The sequence below is a fragment of the Kitasatospora sp. NPDC054795 genome (assembly GCF_053611565.1).
Window position 1 is genome coordinate 12,967 of sequence record NZ_JBSHAP010000039.1, and the last position, 16,299, is coordinate 29,265.

General features: G+C 72.7%; 15 protein-coding genes. 8 read left to right on the plus strand and 7 right to left on the minus strand.

What is annotated here, in order from left to right:
* Positions 1–53 precede the first annotated feature (53 nt).
* The 4 genes from mreC to rodA are packed head-to-tail and all read left to right on the plus strand — an operon-like array spanning position 54 to position 5,200.
* On the plus strand, positions 54–1,025 hold the full coding sequence (gene mreC, locus ACWGJO_RS16270) for a rod shape-determining protein MreC (RefSeq protein WP_359908150.1): 972 nt from the start codon (positions 54–56) through the stop codon (positions 1,023–1,025).
* 3 nt (positions 1,026–1,028) lie between these two features.
* Positions 1,029–1,667 carry a rod shape-determining protein MreD gene (gene mreD, locus ACWGJO_RS16275; RefSeq protein WP_359908147.1) on the plus strand — a complete coding sequence of 213 codons (639 nt, stop codon included), beginning with the start codon at positions 1,029–1,031 and terminating at the stop codon, positions 1,665–1,667.
* Between the two features lie 51 nt (positions 1,668–1,718).
* Positions 1,719–4,004: a penicillin-binding protein 2 gene (mrdA, locus tag ACWGJO_RS16280; protein ID WP_452184308.1), complete on the plus strand. Its 2,286-nt coding sequence runs from the start codon at positions 1,719–1,721 to the stop codon at positions 4,002–4,004.
* Complete coding sequence (rodA, locus tag ACWGJO_RS16285; RefSeq protein WP_452184310.1) at positions 4,001–5,200, plus strand: rod shape-determining protein RodA; 1,200 nt, start codon at positions 4,001–4,003, stop codon at positions 5,198–5,200. The genes mrdA and rodA overlap by 4 nt, the downstream gene beginning before the upstream one ends.
* Positions 5,201–5,288: 88 nt before the next feature.
* On the opposite strand, the gene ACWGJO_RS16290 is transcribed toward rodA, so the two are convergent.
* Together ACWGJO_RS16290 and ACWGJO_RS16295 are read right to left on the minus strand one after the other, a co-directional pair.
* On the minus strand, positions 5,289–5,735 hold the full coding sequence (locus tag ACWGJO_RS16290) for a hypothetical protein (protein ID WP_452184312.1): 447 nt from the start codon (positions 5,733–5,735) through the stop codon (positions 5,289–5,291).
* A gap of 154 nt (positions 5,736–5,889) precedes the next feature.
* On the minus strand, positions 5,890–6,213 hold the full coding sequence (locus ACWGJO_RS16295) for an ArsR/SmtB family transcription factor (protein WP_380348070.1): 324 nt from the start codon (positions 6,211–6,213) through the stop codon (positions 5,890–5,892).
* A 150-nt stretch (positions 6,214–6,363) separates the two neighbouring features.
* Here ACWGJO_RS16295 and ACWGJO_RS16300 point away from each other — a divergent pair, with 150 nt between their 5' ends.
* On the plus strand, positions 6,364–7,344 hold the full coding sequence (locus ACWGJO_RS16300) for an LLM class F420-dependent oxidoreductase (protein ID WP_452184314.1): 981 nt from the start codon (positions 6,364–6,366) through the stop codon (positions 7,342–7,344).
* A 13-nt stretch (positions 7,345–7,357) separates the two neighbouring features.
* On the opposite strand, the gene ACWGJO_RS16305 is transcribed toward ACWGJO_RS16300, so the two are convergent.
* Both ACWGJO_RS16305 and ACWGJO_RS16310 read right to left on the minus strand, forming a co-directional pair.
* Entirely contained in the window at positions 7,358–8,065 is a 708-nt protein-coding gene (locus tag ACWGJO_RS16305; RefSeq protein ID WP_452184315.1) for a LuxR C-terminal-related transcriptional regulator, read from the minus strand.
* 314 nt (positions 8,066–8,379) lie between these two features.
* On the minus strand, positions 8,380–9,033 hold the full coding sequence (locus ACWGJO_RS16310; RefSeq protein ID WP_387695390.1) for a nitroreductase family protein: 654 nt from the start codon (positions 9,031–9,033) through the stop codon (positions 8,380–8,382).
* Between the two features lie 212 nt (positions 9,034–9,245).
* On the opposite strand from ACWGJO_RS16310, the gene ACWGJO_RS16315 reads away from it, so the two are divergent.
* Positions 9,246–10,481 (plus strand): serine hydrolase domain-containing protein, encoded by a 1,236-nt coding sequence (locus tag ACWGJO_RS16315; RefSeq protein WP_452184318.1) that lies wholly within the window; start codon positions 9,246–9,248, stop codon positions 10,479–10,481.
* Positions 10,482–10,507: 26 nt separating this feature from the next.
* On the opposite strand, the gene ACWGJO_RS16320 is transcribed toward ACWGJO_RS16315, so the two are convergent.
* Positions 10,508–11,014: a MarR family winged helix-turn-helix transcriptional regulator gene (locus ACWGJO_RS16320; RefSeq protein ID WP_452184320.1), complete on the minus strand. Its 507-nt coding sequence runs from the start codon at positions 11,012–11,014 to the stop codon at positions 10,508–10,510.
* An 86-nt stretch (positions 11,015–11,100) separates the two neighbouring features.
* Here ACWGJO_RS16320 and ACWGJO_RS16325 point away from each other — a divergent pair, with 86 nt between their 5' ends.
* Positions 11,101–11,913: a cyclase family protein gene (locus tag ACWGJO_RS16325; protein ID WP_452184322.1), complete on the plus strand. Its 813-nt coding sequence runs from the start codon at positions 11,101–11,103 to the stop codon at positions 11,911–11,913.
* A gap of 76 nt (positions 11,914–11,989) precedes the next feature.
* Positions 11,990–12,829 (plus strand): class I SAM-dependent methyltransferase, encoded by an 840-nt coding sequence (locus ACWGJO_RS16330; protein ID WP_387695386.1) that lies wholly within the window; start codon positions 11,990–11,992, stop codon positions 12,827–12,829.
* 184 nt (positions 12,830–13,013) lie between these two features.
* On the opposite strand, the gene asnB is transcribed toward ACWGJO_RS16330, so the two are convergent.
* Positions 13,014–14,831: an asparagine synthase (glutamine-hydrolyzing) gene (gene asnB, locus ACWGJO_RS16335; RefSeq protein ID WP_452184324.1), complete on the minus strand. Its 1,818-nt coding sequence runs from the start codon at positions 14,829–14,831 to the stop codon at positions 13,014–13,016.
* Positions 14,828–16,279, minus strand: coding sequence for a phenylacetate--CoA ligase family protein (locus ACWGJO_RS16340; protein ID WP_452184326.1), 1,452 nt, complete (start codon positions 16,277–16,279; stop codon positions 14,828–14,830). Before ACWGJO_RS16340 ends, asnB begins: the two co-directional genes overlap by 4 nt.
* Positions 16,280–16,299: the final 20 nt, after the last annotated feature.

Below are 16,299 nucleotides of genomic sequence, written 5' to 3' on the forward strand. Positions count from 1 at the left end.
CGGGCCCCACAGCCCCGGGCGGCGGCCAGGTACGAAGGGGCAGTACCAGCACCGTGAGGGACACACGAGAGAGCCGGCTGCTGCTCATCCTGCTGGTGGCCGTCGCCTTCGCGCTGATCACCGTGGACATCAAGGGCGGTGAGGACTCCCCGCTCGGCCCGGCCCGGCACGCCGCCGCCAGTGTCCTCGGACCGGTCGAGCGCGGAGCCGCCACCGTCGTGGACCCGGTCGCCGACACCGTCCGCGCCTTCCGGGACGCGGCCACCGACAGCGGCCGCACCGACCAGCTCGCCCGCGAGAACACCGAACTGCGGCAGAAGCTCGCCTCCTCCGACATGGCCACCGGGCGCACCAAGCAGCTGGACGACCTGCTGCGCACCGCCGGCGCCGGCGGCTACACCGTCAAGGCGGCCCAGGTCATCGCGATCGGCCCGGCCCAGGGCTTCTCCTGGACCATCACCATCGACGCCGGCAGCGACGACGGCCTCACCCGCGACATGACGGTGATCAACGGTCAGGGCCTGGTCGGCCGGATCACCACCGTCGCCCCGACCACCGCCACCGTGCTGCTCGCCTCCGACCCCGGCTTCTCGGCCGGCACCCGGCTGGAGGGCACCGGCGAGATCGGCTTCGCCTCGGGCGGCGGCGACAGCCCGATGAAGGTCTCGCTGCTCAACGGCAAGGCCCAGGTCAAGGCCGGCGACCGGCTGGTCACCTTCGGCTCGCAGAGCGGCCGCCCGTTCGTGCCCGGCGTCCCGGTCGGCAAGGTCGTCGAGGTCCAGGCCAACGCCGGCCAGCTGACCAAGACCGTCATGGTCGAGCCCTTCGTCCAGTTCACCCGGCTGGACCTGGTCGGCGTGGTGGTCGTGCCGCCGCGCGCCGACCCGCGCGACGCCGTCCTGCCGCCGGCGCCCGCCGCGGGCCAGCCGGCCGCCGCGCCGGGCCAGGTCCCGGCCTCCGTGCCCGGACAGGTCCCGGCCTCCGCGCCCGCCGCCCCGCCCGCCAAGCCCACTGGGGGGAACTGAGCCATGCGCCTCGCCCGCATCCCCGTCTCCGCCGGCCTCGTGCTGTTCGGCCTGATCCTCCAGGTCAGCGTCTTCGGCCGGCTCCAGCTCCCGGGAGCCACCCCGGACATACTGCTGCTCGTCGTGGTCGGCCTGGCCATGGTCTACGGGCCCACCGGCGGCTGCCTGGTCGGCTTCGCGGGCGGCCTGCTGGCCGACCTCGCACCGCCCTCCGACCACGCGATCGGCCGCTACGCGCTGGTGCTCTGCCTGATGGGCTACGCCGCCGGACTGCTGCGCCCGGACCACGGCCGCCAGCGCTCCGTAGCCGGCTCGCTGCTGGTGGTCGGTGCCGCGGCGGTCGCCTCCACCCTGCTCTACGCGATGGTCGGCGCCTTGGTCGGCGACACCGCGGCCCGGCACGTCGGCCTCGGCGGACTGGTGATCAGCGCCCTGCTCTACGACCTGCTGCTGGCGCCCTTCGTGGTGCCGCTGGTGATGTACCTCGGCCGCCGCTTCGGGCGCGACCCGGTGGCCGCGGCGGACGACGACGAGGGCAGCTCCGGCCTCGGCACCCTGGCCCGCTACCGCACCACCCGCGAGGCCTCGACGGGCCCGTCGTACAAGAAGCGGCGCGTGCCCGGCTTCGTCCGCCGCCCGTAACCGGCCCGGCCCCGACCACCCGACCTCCCCGCACCCTGGAGCGCACGAGACGTGAGCAACATCCCCGAGACCGGCCGCACCCGACGGGTGACGATCCGTCTGGTGGTGCTGCAGATCCTGGTGCTGTCGCTGCTCGCCACCCTCGGTGGGCGGCTGTGGTACCTGCAGATCCGCAACGCCAAGGAATACACCGCGAAGGCGACCGGCAACCACATCCGCGAGGTGGTCGAGCCGGCCGTCCGCGGCGAGATCCTGGACGCCTCCGGGCGGGTGCTGGCCGGCAACGAGACCCGGCTGGTGGTCTCGGTCAGCCGCACCTCGCTGCTCCAGCAGAAGGACGGCGGCAAGGCGGTGCTGTCCCGGCTGGCCGAGGTGCTGGGGATGCCCGCCAAGGACGTGCAGGAGAAGGTCCGGCTCTGCGACGCCAAGACCCCGCAGCCGTGCTGGAACGGTTCGCCGTACCAGCCGATCCCGGTCACCAAGGAGGCGACCACCCAGCAGGCGATGCAGATAATGGAGCGCCGCGAGGACTTCCCCGGGGTCACCGCGCAGCCCACCGCCGTGCGCCGCTACACCGGCGCCGAGGGCGCCAACATGGCCCAGGTGCTCGGCTACCTCTCGCCGGTCACCGACGAGGAGGTCAGCAAGACCGCCGGCAGGAGCGGCCTGGACCGCTACCTGCCGGCCGACCAGATCGGGCGGGCCGGCCTGGAGTCGGTGTACGACCGCGACCTGCGCGGCACCGCGGGCATCACCAAGCTGGAGGTGGACAACCTCGGCCGGGTGATCGGCAACGCCGGCACCGTCGCCCCGCAGACCGGCGACAACCTGGTCACCAGCATCGACGCCCGGGTGCAGAAGGTCGTCGAGGACAACCTGGCGCAGGCCATGAACGACGCCCGGAACACCTTCGACAAGGTCACCAACCGCAACTACGAGGCCGACTCCGGCGCCGCCGTGGTGATGGACGTGCACACCGGGCGGATCGTCGCGATGGCGAGCGCCCCGACCTACGACCCGAACCTCTGGGTGGGCGGCATCAGCGGCAAGGACTACCAGTCGCTGACCAGCAAGGACTCCAACTTCCCGCTGCTGAACCGGGCCATACAGGGTCAGTCCGCCCCCGGCTCGACCTTCAAGGTCATCTCCACCACCGCCGCCGTGCAGGCCGGCTACTCGCTGGACGGCCACTACGACTGCCCGAAGAGCATGACCATCGGCGGCCGCGAGTTCAAGAACTTCGAGAGCGAGAACTTCGGCCAGATCTCCCTGGAGAAGGCGCTGGAGGTCTCCTGCGACACCGTCTTCTACGGCCTGGCGTACGACCAGTGGCTGAAGGACGGCGGCATCAAGCCCAAGAAGGATCCGGGCGACTGGTTCTTCAAGACCGCCCACGAGTTCGGCCTCGGCGCCAAGACCGGCATCGACCTGCCGTCCGAGGTCACCGGCCGGGTGCCGGACCGGCAGTGGAAGCAGTCCTTCTACGACAACAACAAGGACGCCTGGTGCGCCCAGGGGCAGAAGGGCGGCAACAGCTACTCCGACCAGATCGCCCGGGAGAACTGCGTCGACGGCTACCAGATGCGCGCCGGTGACGCCGTCAACTTCGCGATCGGCCAGGGCGACACCCTCGTCACCCCGGTCCAGATGGCCCGGATCTACTCGGCGCTGGCCAACGGCGGCACCTTCTACCGGCCGACCATCGCCAAGGCGGTGATAAGCCCGGGCGGGGACCTCGTCCGCGAGATCGCCCCGCACGAGGACGCCAGGTTCCCCGGCGACGAGAAGCTGCTCAGCTACATCAACCAGGCCACCGAGAGCGTCATCAAGAGCGGCACCGCCGCCTGGAAGTTCAACGGCTGGCCGCAGGACAAGATCACGCTGCACGCCAAGACCGGCACCGCCGAGGTCGAGGGCAAGCAGACCACCTCCTGGCTGACCACGTACAGCAAGGACTACGCCGTCGTCATGACGATAAGCCAGGGCGGCACCGGCTCCGGCGGTTCCGGCGACGCCATCCGCCGGATCTACCAGGCGCTGTACGGCGTGGACGACAAGGGCGGCATCGACACCGGCAAGGCGCTGCTGCCCGCGCCGCAGGCCGAGCTGCCGAAGTTCAACCCGGACGGCACCGCGATCATCAAGCCGGTCTCCTACGGCGCCGATGCGGCGCCGGCCGCCGCACCGGCTCCGGCGCTGCTCGCCGAGGCCGCCGCGCAGCCGGCCCCGGCGACGGCCTTCCTCGACCAGGCGCCTCCGGCCGACCGTCCGGCGTCGTACACCGCGGCCTACGCCGCGCTCGAACCCACGCGCGGACCGGGAAGGGGACGGGCATGACCTCCTACGGCTCGTACCGGCAGCTGCGGCTGGCGCCGCAGCGCAGCGGGGTCTCCAAGGCCCTGGCCAAGGACTCCCCGCTCTGGCGGCTGGACTGGATACTGCTGCTGGCCGCGCTGGCCCTCTCGGCCGGCAGTTCGCTGCTGGTCTGGTCGGCCACCCGCGGGCGCGACTCGCTCACCCACGGGGACCCGCAGTACTTCCTGTACCGGCACCTGACCAACTTCGTGGTCGGGCTGGTGCTGTGCTCCGTGGTGATAGCGATAGGGAGCCGGCGCTTCCGCACGATCGTGCCGTTCCTGTACGTCGGCGTACTCCTGATGCTGCTGGCGACGCTCAGCCCACTGGGCTCGACCATCAACGGCGCGCACTCGTGGATCCAGCTCGGCGGCGGCTTCTCGATCCAGCCGGCCGAGTTCGCGAAGCTCGCGATCGTGCTGGCGATGGCGGTCGTGCTGTCGGACCAGGTGGACGCGGGGGAGCGGGAGTTCCCCTCGCACCGGGCGGTGTTCCGGGGACTGCTCTGGGCCGGGCTGCCGATGGGCATAGTGCTGCTGATGCCGGACGCCGGCTCGGTGATGGTGATGGCCGCGATCGTGCTGGGCATCCTGCTCGGCTCGGGCGCGGCGAACCGCTGGGTGCTCGGCCTGCTGGTGGCGGGCACCGCCGGGTGCGTGGCGATCTGGAAGTTCGGACTGCTGAGCCAGTACCAGATCGACCGCTTCGCCGCCTTCGCGAACCCGCAGCTGGACCCGAACGGCGTCGGCTACAACACCGCGCAGGCCCGGATCGCGATCGGCTCGGGCGGGCTGACCGGCAAGGGGCTGTTCCACGGCACCCAGACCGTCGGGCAGTTCGTGCCGGAGCAGCAGACCGACTTCGTGTTCACCGTGGCCGGCGAGGAGCTGGGCTTCGTCGGGGCGCTGGCGATCATCGCGCTGGTCGGCGTGATCCTCTGGCGGGCCTGCCGGATCGCCCGGCAGGCGACCGACCTGTACGGGACGATCGTGGCGGCCGGGGTCATCGCCTGGCTGTCCTTCCAGGCCTTCGAGAACATAGGGATGTGCCTGGGCATCATGCCGGTCGCGGGCATCCCGCTGCCGTTCGTCTCGTACGGCGGCTCCTCGATGTTCGCGAACTGGACGGCCATCGGGCTGCTCCAGGCGGTGCGCAGCCAGCGGCCGATAGCGGCCTGAGCGCGCGTCGCGGCGGGGCCGGCCGGGGACTTCCCGGGCCGGCCCCGCCGTCGTGTCCGGGGCGTTCCCGCGGCCGGGGGCGCCGCGGTCAGGCGGCCGGGAAGCCGATCCGGGCGAGCACGCCCCAGCGCTCGGAGCGCCGGGTGAGCACGTAGACCGAGTCGAAGGAGCCGGTGCGCTCCCCGGCCGCGTCGTAGCGGGCGAAGCGGACCAGGGCGTGCACCTGGTCGGGGGAGGACTGGCTCAGCTCGACGCTCTCCCAGCCGCTGCGGGCCCAGCCGGAGGCGACCAGCAGGTCCAGCTCGGGGGCGGACCGCTCGACGTAGCCGGCCTCGTCCTCCCAGACCGTCACCTCGCCCTCGTGCACCCGGACGTGCGGGTAGTGCAGGGTCCGCGCCCAGGCCGTCAGGTCGCGGCTGTTGAGGGCGTCGAGGAAGGCGTCGAGGGCGGCGCGGGCGGCGGCCTCGTGAGCGGGGGTGTCGTGAGCGTGGGCGGCGTGGGCGGCGGTCTCGTGGGCGCGGGTGTCGGCGGGCACGGCGGCCTCCAGGGCGGGCTGCGGACGGCAGGGACGCGGCAAGCCTGGTGCACCGGCGCGCCCGGTGGGGCCGGGCGGGGCCGATTCAGGTCCAAAGGCCGGGGCACAGACCGGTCGTACGGCCGAAGAGCCGCCCCGGGAGTGTCGGGGAGAATCAGTGGGCGCCGGCGGGCTCACGGGTCGCGGCGTCCAGGACGGCGTCCAGCAGGCCGGGGAAGCGCAGATCGAGGTCGTCCCGGCGCAGCGACATCAGCCGGCGGGTGCCCTCGACCCGGGTGGTGGTGACGCCGGCCTCGCGCAGCACCTTGAGGTGGTGCGAGAGGGTCGACTTGGACAGGGGAACGTCCAGGTCGCTGCAACATTGCTCGTCGACCTCGGACAGGCCCGTCACGATGGAGAGTCGGGCCGGGTCGCTGAGGGCGTGGAAGATGCCGGCGAGCTGGATGGAGTCGGTGGCCGGGTGGCTCGGGGTCCGCATGGCGGCTCCTTGGTCGTCCTGGTCGTGCGATGGATTGTTCGAACTTTGGCGTACTATCCAATCTTAGGCAATGGGGCCGGCCCGCACCGCCGTTCCCGCGGAAGGACACCCGATGAGTGAACGCCGCGAGCGAACCGCCGGGAGGTGCCCGTGGGCCGCTACGGTCTGACGCTCCCGTTGCGCGGCGTCCCGCTGCACCGCCACCGCGCACTGGTCGAGGAACTGCCCGACCTGGGCTACACCGACGTGTGGACCGGGGAGGCGGCGGGCTACGACGGCTTCACCCCGCTGGCGCTCGCCGCGGCCTGGGCGCCCGCGCTGCGGCTGGGCACGGGGGTGGTGCCGGTGCAGACCCGAGGGCCGGCGCTGCTCGCCATGACGGTCGCCTCGCTGGCCGAGGCCGCTCCCGGCCGGGTGGTGGTGGGCGTCGGCTCCTCCGGCCCGCCGTTCGTCACCCGGATCAACGGCATCCCGTTCGAGCATCCGTACCGTCAGGTCCGGGACACCGTGCGGTTCCTGAAGCACGCGCTGGCCGGCCGGACGGTACGGGGCGCGTTCGAGTCCTTCACCATCGAGGGGTACACCCCGGCGCTGCGGCCCGACCCGGTGCCGCCGGTGATGATGGGCGCGCTCGGCCCGCAGATGCTGCGGCTGGCCGGCCGGGAGGCGGACGGGCTGGTGACCAACTTCCTGGCGGTCGCGGACGTACCGCGGGTGCGGGAGGCGATGGGTGAGGAGGGCCGCGCCAAGGAGGTGGTGGCCCGGCTGTTCGTCTGCCCGACCAAGGACCGCGACCACGCCCGGTGGCAGGGGCGGCAGTTGCTCGGGCCGATCCTCAACGCCCGGACGTACGGCGGCTTCCACGACTGGCTGGGGCGCGGCGAGGAGCTGGCCGCCTCGCACGCCGCGTGGGCGGCGGGCGACTTCCACGGCGCGTGCGAGGCGGTGCCCGAGCACCTGATCGACGCGCTGCTGATCCACGGCTCCCCGGGGGAGTGCCGGGAGCGGGTCGCGCAGTTCGCGGCGGCGGGGGTGGACACGCCGCTGCTGGCGGTGCTGCCGGTGCCGGAGTTCGGCCCCGGGCCGGAGGGGATGCGCGACACGCTGCGGGCCCTGGCCCCGCAGACGTGACGCCGCGCGACCCCTATCCGGCCGCCCGGTGTCCCGACCGGGCGTAGACCATGGCCTGGGCCCGGCTGCGCACGCGCAGCTTGCCGAGCACGTTGGAGACGTGGAACTTGACGGTCTTCTCGCTGAGGTGGAGCTCGGTGGCCATCTCGGCGTTGGACAGCCCGCCCGCGATCAGGGTGAGCACCTCCTGTTCGCGCGGGGTGAGCAGATGGAGCAGCGGTGGGGTGTGCAGCGGAGGCCCGGGCAGCCGGCGGGCCATCTCGGTGACCACCTCGGCGGTGATCGGCGGGGAGATCAGCGCGTTCCCGGCGGCGACCGCGCGGACCGCGTGCACCATGTCGGACTCGGGCCCGTCGCGCAGGACCAGGCCGCGGGCGCCGGCTCTGAGGTAGTCGAGCATCCGGTCCGGGTCGCCGGGGCGGACCAGCAGGATGACGCCGGGCTGCCCGGTCTCCCGGTCGGAGGTGAGCTTCTTGACCTCGCAGGCCTCCATGCCGGGCATGTCGGCGTCGATGACGACCACGTCCGGGCGTTTGGCGGCGCAGGCCTGGGCGATCCTGGCGGTGCTGGAGAGCTCGGTCAGGGGCTGCAGCCCGGGTGAGCGCTGCAGGATGGTGCGCAGCCCGGTGCGCAGCAGCGGTGAGGCGGCGCAGATGAGCACGCGGACGGTGGGGCCGGTGGGATCGGCGGGGTCGGCGGGGCGGTAGAGGGACAGGCTCATGTTCGTTCTCCTTGCCGTCGAGATTCCGGGACTCCGGGCAGCCGGAATCGGCGGGGTGCGTGGGGGCACCACCGCGGGGGCGGAATCGTGATGATGAGAGGAGATTTCTTTCCGGCGTCGAGTCGGTGCGCGGTCGGTGCGCGGACGCGGGAGGAGAGTTCAGGGGCGACAGCGGCAGCGGTGCGTCGCGCAGTCGGAAGTCGCTGCGGCAGCAAGGCCGTTGACTCGACGTTCCCGGAACATGGAAGCCATCCTAAAGATCGGCCTGATCGATGGTCAAGAACTTCCTGGTGGGTGCGGTGCCACCAGGGGGACTACCAGGCGTCCCAGTGGGCGATCTGCTCGGTGCCGACCCGGGGGCCGGGGCGGAAGTCGGTGCCGATGGTGTGGGCCAGCGGGATCAGCGCGGCCTGCAGGACGGTCTCGTAGGGGATGCCGAGGATCTCGGCGGCCTCGCGCTCGTAGTGCAGGTGCGGGGTGGTCCAGGCGGTGCCGAGGCCGCGGGAGCGGGCGGCGAGCATGAACTGCCAGGTGGCCGGGATGATCGAGCCCCAGGTGTTGGCCTGGCCGACGAAGGAGTCGACCTCGTGCCGGCCCTCGATCCGGACGCAGGGGATCACCAGGACCGGGACCTCGTGCAGGTGGTCGAAGAGGTGCTGGGCGCTCTCGGCGAGCCGGAGCCGGCGCAGCTGGTCGCCGACGGTGCGGTCCACGCCGGTGCCGACCACCTGCTGGCGGGGGCGGACCAGGCCGAGCCGGTAGAGGTCGGCGATCGCGGAGCGCTTGGCGGGATCGGTGACGATCATGAAGTCCCACCGTTGGCGGTTGCGGCCGGTAGGGGCCTGGGTGGCCAGGGCCAGGCACTCCTCGATCAGCTCGCGTTCGACCGGGCGGGTGAGGTCGAGCCGCTTGCGCACCGCCCGGGTGGTGGTGAGGAGTTCGTCGATGGAAAGCGTGAGGGGCGGCATGGGCGGGGCTCCAGCTCCGGTCGGGTCGGAAGGGGTGCGGATCCTTCGGGATCCTATTAATGGTTCGAAGCTTGCGCAACATTCGAAGTCCAGTGGGTGGACCGGACAGGATCTCAAGTTCCGCTCTTGTGTGCCGAGTTGATTCTTTCTATGCTTCCACTATCTTCGAACATTCGAAACATGACGAGAGCGCTCGACCGCGAGAGGACGCCATGTCGCAGATCAAAGTCGAAGTCGAACCGGCCGAGGTCGGGCTGGACCCCGAGCGGCTGCGCCGGATCGACTCCTACCTCCGGGCCTACGTGGACGACGGCCGGCTGCCCGGCTGGCAGCTCGCCGTGACCCGCGGCGGGAAGGTCGCCCACCTTGCCGGATACGGGCACCGCGACGTCGAGAAGGGCCTGCCGCAGACCCCGGACACCATCTACCGGTCCTGGTCGATGACCAAGCCGGTCACCTCGGTGGCCGCGCTGGTGCTGCTGGAGGAGGGCGCGATCGGCCTCCAGGACCCGGTCTCCCGCTACCTGCCGGAGTTCGCCGACGTCCGGGTCTACCAGCGCGGGCCGGCCTCCCGGCCGGTCACCGTCCCCGCCGCCGAGCCGATCCGGATCGTGCACCTGCTCACCCACACCTCCGGCCTGACCTACGGCTTCCACCGGGCGCACCCGGTGGACGAGATCTACACCGCCAACGGCTTCGAGTGGACCACCGCGCCCGGCCTCGACCTCGCCCAGTGCGTCACCAAGTGGGCCTCCTTCCCGCTGCTCTTCGAGCCCGGCACCGCCTGGAACTACGGCGCCTCCAGCGACGTGCTCGGGCGGGTGATCGAGGTCGCCTCCGGCAGGCGGCTGGACGAGTTCCTGGCCGAGCGGGTGCTCGGCCCGCTCGGCATGGCGGACACCGGCTTCCACGTCCCCGCCGACAAGGCCGACCGGCTGGCCGGCTTCTACGTCGTCGACCCGGCGAGCGGGAAGGCCGTCCGCAACGACGCCTTCGGCGGTGACGTGCTGCGCGAGCCGCACTGCCTCTCCGGCAGTTCCGGACTGGTCACCACGCTCGCCGACTACCACCGGTTCAGCCAGATGCTGCTCGGCGAGGGCGAGTACCAGGGCGTACGGGTGCTCGGCCGGCACACCCTGCGGCACGCGCTGCGCAACCACCTGCCCGGCGGCGGAGACCTGAAGAGCGTCGGGCGGCCGGTGTTCTCCGAGATGCCCACCGCCGGGGTCGGCTTCGGGCTCGGCTTCGCGGTGGTGCAGGACCCGGCCGTCGCCGGGGTGCCGGCCAGCGCCGGGGAGTACGGCTGGCACAGCGCCGCGTCCACCATCTTCTGGGTGGACCCGGCGGAGCGGCTGACGGTGCTGTTCCTGACCCAGCTGATGCCCTCCAGTGCGCACCAACTGCACGGACGCCTGCGGCAGTTGGTCAACCAGGCGCTGGTCGGATAACGGGTCCGCCCGCCCCGCTCCGGGGCTCACCCGCCCGGCTGGACGGCGAGGAGCTTGCGGGTCAGCCGGATCAGCGTGTCCCGCTCCTCCGCGGTGAGTGCGGCGAACACCCGGTCCATCATCGGGGCGATGTCCGCCTCCGCCTCGGCCAGGGCCCGCGAACCGACCTCGGTCATGGTGACGGCGTAGGCGCGGCGGTCGCGCGGGTGGCGTTCACGGACGACCAGTCCGGAGCTCTCCAGGCCGTCGATGCAGCCGACCATCACGCTGCGGTCGATCCGCAGCTGCTCGCTCAACTCCTGCTGGGAGCAGGCCCCGACCGCGTCCAGCATCTTCAGTACCAGGTGCTGGGCCACCGTCAGCCGGGCGCCGGTCAGCTCCTCGTCGATGGCCCGGGCGACCACGGTGGTGGCCCGGCAGAGCGCGATGTCCGGGCGCTCCCGGGTGAGCGTCGCGAAGTACTGCCGGCGCTCGCCCCCGTCGTCCGTCCGGCTGGGCGAGGCGAGGCGGGGCGTCCGCGGGGCGGTGGCCATCGGAACTCCTTCTGCGGGCGGGGTCATCAGCATAACGCGTTCAGGAGATTGTTTTTCCGTAGACGTTCTCAAGGAAGGGGAATTCCATGTGCTCACCGGAAACGGTGGCCGGCGCCACCGGCCACACCGCCACCGGGCCCGTCGCCGCCGGGCCCGCCGAGGTCTCGGCACCGCTCCGGGCCAGAGCCCCGATCAGCCTGCCGCGCGGGGCCGTCCGGGACCTCACCCACGTGGTCGGCCCGGACTGGCCGGTGTTCGAGCTGTACGTCAAGCCGATGGAGATCAAGCGGCTCGCCAACCTCGCCGAGCACGAGTACAACGCCTTCGAGCTCACCTACAACGAGCACATCGGCACCCACCTCGACGCGCCCTCGCACTTCGACGACGACGGCCTGGCCACCCACCAGATCCCGGCCGACACCCTGGTCGCACCGCTGGCCGTGGTCCGGATCGGCGAGCGCGCCGCCCGCGACCACGTCACCGAACTGACCGTCGACGACCTGCTGGCGTGGGAGAGCCGCAACGGCCGCATCCCCGACGGCGCGCTGCTCGCCGTCGACAACGACTGGGCGCACCGGATCGACACCCCCGGCGCCTTCCTCAACCTCGACCCCGCGGAAGGGCTCTACCGCTTCCCCGGGATCTCGGTGGAGGCCGCGCACTTCCTGGTCGCCGAGCGCACGGTGGTGGGCGTCGGCACCGACTCGATCAGCCTCGACCCCGGCACCCGCCCGGCCGACCCGGACACCCACCGGGTGCTGCTGCCGGCCGGCAAGTACGCCATCGAGTGCCTCGCCGGGCTCGACACCGTGCCCGACCTCGGTGCGGTCGCCGTGGTCGGCGCGCCCAAGCACCTCGGCGGGACCGGCGGCCCGGTCCGCGTCCTCGCCTTCCTCTGACCCCCGTCCGCACGTCCGTCCGCACGTCCGTCCGCACGTCCGTCCGCACGCTCGACCGCGATCACAGGAGAAGCCCATGACCGTACAGACCGACTCGGAGTCCGTCTTCGCCGGGGCCACCGGCGAACGCTGGGAGTGGAAGGAGGAGCGCTACCGCGACGGGGTGTTCAGCCACGCCGTGGACACCGAACTGCACCGGCTGCGGCTGCTGGAGTCCGTCCTGGACGAGCACACCCGCAGCCGCTTCCGGGGGCTCGGCCTGCGGGCCGGGCATCGGGTGCTGGAGGTCGGCGGGGGCGGCGGCTCGGTCGCCCGCTGGCTGGCCGAGCAGGGCGCCGAGGTCACCGTGACCGACCTCGACACCACCTTCCTGGACGAACTCGCCGCCGACGGCGTGCGGGTGCTGCGCCACGACGTCTACACCGACGACTTCCCGCCCGCCTCCTTCGACTTCATCCACGCCCGGTACGTGGTGATCCACCTGCCCGACCCGGAGAAGGCGGTGGAGCGGCTGGTCCAGTGGCTGGCCCCGGGCGGGACGCTGGTGCTGGAGGAGCCGGCCTTCTTCCCGATCAAGGACTCGCCGCACCCCGGCTACCGGACCGTGCTGCGGGCCTTCCGCCGCCACCTGGAGACCGCGGTGGGCACCGACACCGAATGGGCGCGCAGCCTGCCGGTGCCGCTGGAGGGCAAGGGGCTGAGCGGCCTCGGCCACGACGCGCGCTTCCAGCTGATCGCCGGCGGGGACGACGAGGCCGAGTGGTGGCGGCTCACCCTGGAGCAGACCCGGCCGGCCGTGGTGGCCGCCGGGCTCGCCACCGAGGAGGACTTCGAGGCGGCGTACCGGGAGCTCGCCGACCCGCAGTTCCGGGACCTCTCCCTCGCGGTCTTCACCGCCTGGGGGAAGCGGGCCTGACGCACCCGCGCACGCCGACGGGCCGGTCACCCCTGCGGGGGCGGCCGGCCCGTCGGCGTTCCGCCGGGGCGTGTCCAGGGTCCTGTCCGGGGGCGCGTCCGGGGGCGCGTCCGGGGCGAACGCGGCGCCGCCCGTACCCCGGTGGATCGGGGGTACGGGCGGCGCGTGCGGTGCGGTCGGAGGGTCAGAGCACCACGCGGACGCCGTACGTCCGCAGCCAGGCGTCCAGCAGCAGCGCGCGCGGCAGCCAGGGCGGCGGGGTGAAGGTGCCGGTGTGCCAGCCGCCGCCGTCCACCTGGGCGCGCAGCGCGTCGGTGTTCAGCAGCGGAAGGGCGGGCGAGTCGCGGTCGGCGAGCAGGGCGCGGACGGCCTCGCGGACCGCCTCCAGGTACTCCGGACTCTGCCCGAACGGGAAACCGCTCTTCTGCCGCCGCACCACCTCGGTGGGCAGCAGATCGGCGACCGCCTCCCGCAGCAGGCCCTTCTCCTGGCCGCCGAGCCGCTTGAGCGCCCACGGGGTGTTCCACACGTACTCGACCAGCCGGTGGTCGGTGAACGGCAGCCGGACCAGCAGGCCCGCCGCGAAGCTCATCCGGTCCTTGCGGTCCAGGAGGAAGGGCAGGAAGCGGGTGAGCTGGAGGTGGAAGGCCTCGCGCAGTCGGCGGTCCGCGCCCGACTCGCCCGCCAGCCGCGGGACCTCGGCGAGCGCCTCGCCGTAGCGGGCGGCCACCTCGGCGTCCACGTCCAGGTGGCGGCGCAGCTCGGCGGAGAGCATCCCGCTGCGGTCGGTGATCCCGGCCGACCACGGGAAGTTGGCGGTCGGGCGGTCGGCCTCGGCGGTGAACCAGGGGAAGCCGCCGAAGACGTCGTCCGCGCCCTCGCCGGAGAGCACCACCTCGGCGTGGCCGCGCACCTCGCGGAAGAGCAGGTGCAGCGAGACGTCGAGGTCGCCGACGCCGGGCAGGTCGCGGGCGCGCAGGGTGGCGCCCAGGTGGTCGAGCAGCGAGGGGGCGTCCAGCAGGATCTCGGTGTGCCTGGTGCCCACGTGGTCGACCACCGCCCGGACGTACGGGGCGTCCCGGCTGACGTGCAGGGCGTCCGCCCTGAAGTCGGTCTCGCTGCCCGCGAAGTCGACCGAGTAGGTGGCGACCTTGTCGCCGCCGGCCGCGGCCAGGCCGACGATGGCGCTGGAGTCCAGGCCGCCGGAGAGCAGGGCGCCGGGCTTGACCCCGGTGTCGGCGGACTGCCGGCGCACCGTGTCGGCGAGCAGGGCGCGCACCCGCCGGACGGTGGTCGCCTCGTCGTCGGTGTGCTCGGCGGCCTCCGGGGCCCAGTAGCGCCGGTGGCGCACGCCGTTCGGACCGGCGACCAGCAGCCACCCGGGACGGACCTCGTGCAGGCCGCGGTAGACGGCGTCGCCGGGGCGCTTGAGCGCGACGGTGAGGACGTCCACCAGACCGTTCGCGTCCACCTCGGCGGGCAGCCCGGCGGCCAGCAGGGCCTTCGGTTCGGAGCCGAACGCCAGTGAACCGTCCGGGAGTTCGGCCCAGTAGAGCGGCTCGACGCCGAGCCGGTCGCGGATCAGCACCAGCTCCTCGGTGCGGGCGTCCCAGATCGCCGCCGCGTAGCCGCCGACCAGTCGGTCGGCGGCGTCGGCGCCCCACTCCAGGTAGGCGCGCAGGACGAGTTCGGCGTCCGAGCCGTTGCGGATGCGGTGGCCGCGGGCGGTCAGCGCGGTGTGCAGCGGTCCGGGGTTGAGCAGTTCGCCGGAGAAGGCGATGACGGCCGGGGCCGGGTCCAGCTCGGGCGGGAACCAGGGCTGGGGCACATCGTTGCGGGGCCCGGTGTGGAACTGGCGGTGGCCGAGGCCGGCGTGCCGGGCCAGCCAGGTGCCGCCGCGGCGCGGGCCGCGGTGGGTCAGGGTGTCGGTGAACTCCTGGACGAGTCGGGCCTGTTCGCGCACATCCCCGCTGCGCGACACCAGCCCCGCGATTCCGCTCATGCCCCTACCCCCGTGGCCTGGGCGACCTGGGCCAGCGACTCGCGCACCAGTGAGGTGAGCGGCGCGGGCAGCCGGCCCCAGTTGGCCTCCTCGTTGAGGTCCAGGACCCGGGAGAGCTTCCAGCCCAGGTACTGGCCGAGCGAGGCCAGCGGGGGCAGCTTCTCCACCGGGTGGACGGTCACCGTGTACTCCTCGAACAGCGGGGCGAGGCGCTGCTCCAGCACCTTCGACCAGGAGCCGTCCGGGGTGCCGTCGGTGGTGACCAGGCAGACGAGGGACTTTCCGCGCAGCACCAGCATGTAGTTGAACACCGAGGCGCCGGGCAGGGCCTCGGCCCACAGCGCCTCCTCCAGGTCGTCCTGGCGGATGTTGTTCTCGGCGAGCAGCAGGACGTCCTGGGCCCGGCCGAGGGTGCGCAGGACGGGCAGCCGGATGCCGCACCCGCAGGGGTCGGTCTCGATCCGGACCAGGTCGCCGGTGCGGTAGCGCAGCAGCGGGCGGGAGGGGATGTCCAGGGTGGTGACGATCAGCTCGCCCTGCACCGGGTCGGTGTCCGGGCCGAGCACGGTGGTGCGGTCGCCGTCGTCGATCTCCAGCAGGTAGCTCTGCAACTGCAGGTGCAGCCGGCGGTGTTCGCAGGTGACGGCGAGGGTGCCGGTCTCGGAGGAGCCGTACGAGCCGACGTAGGCGGTGCCGCCGGTCAGCCGTTCGAGGTGGCGCACGAAGCTGGGGCCGGTCTGTTCGGCCATCAGCAGCAGCCGGTCGAAGCGGGGCAGTGGCAGGCCGTTCCGTTGGGAGAACTGGGCCAGTTCCAGCAGCCGGGACGGCGGTCCGACGTAGACGTTGGCGTTCAGTTCGGAGACCAGTCGCAGCACCCGGGTGTAGTCGCCGGTGATGTTGTCCACCCAGGGGCGGAAGGACATCACCCCGAGGTACTCCAGCACCTTCTCGAACTGGTAGGCGGCGGGCGCGAAGGGGGCGTTGATGAGGATCAGGGCGACGTCGGCGGGCCGCAGCAGCCGGCCCCACATCTCGCCGATGTTGAGGGTGTTGACCAGCAGGTCGTCCACCGCCTTGGGGGCGGGGGCCGGGTCGCCGGTGGTGCCGGAGGACTCGTAGTAGTGCAGGAACTCCGACAGCGGGCGGGTGAACGCGCCGGCGCCGTGGCCGCCGAGTTCCTTCTTGCCGAGGAAGGGCAGCGCGGCGAAGGCGTCCAGGGCCTCGGCCGGGGTCAGCGGGGTGTCCGAGCGCAGCCGCTCGGCGAGTTCCCCGGCGAGGGTGCCGGCGTACATCGGGGAGCGCACGGCGGCGGCCAGCGTGGTGGCCAGCTCGGCGCCGTAGCGTTCGGCCGGGTCCTGGCCCTGCCAGGTGCGGTGGATCAGGGCGGTGTGGGAGTCCAGGCGCTCGGCGGCGTCCTGGCGTTGGGCGGGGTCGCGCAGTAGCAGCATCTTCGATAGCTCCTCGGGCT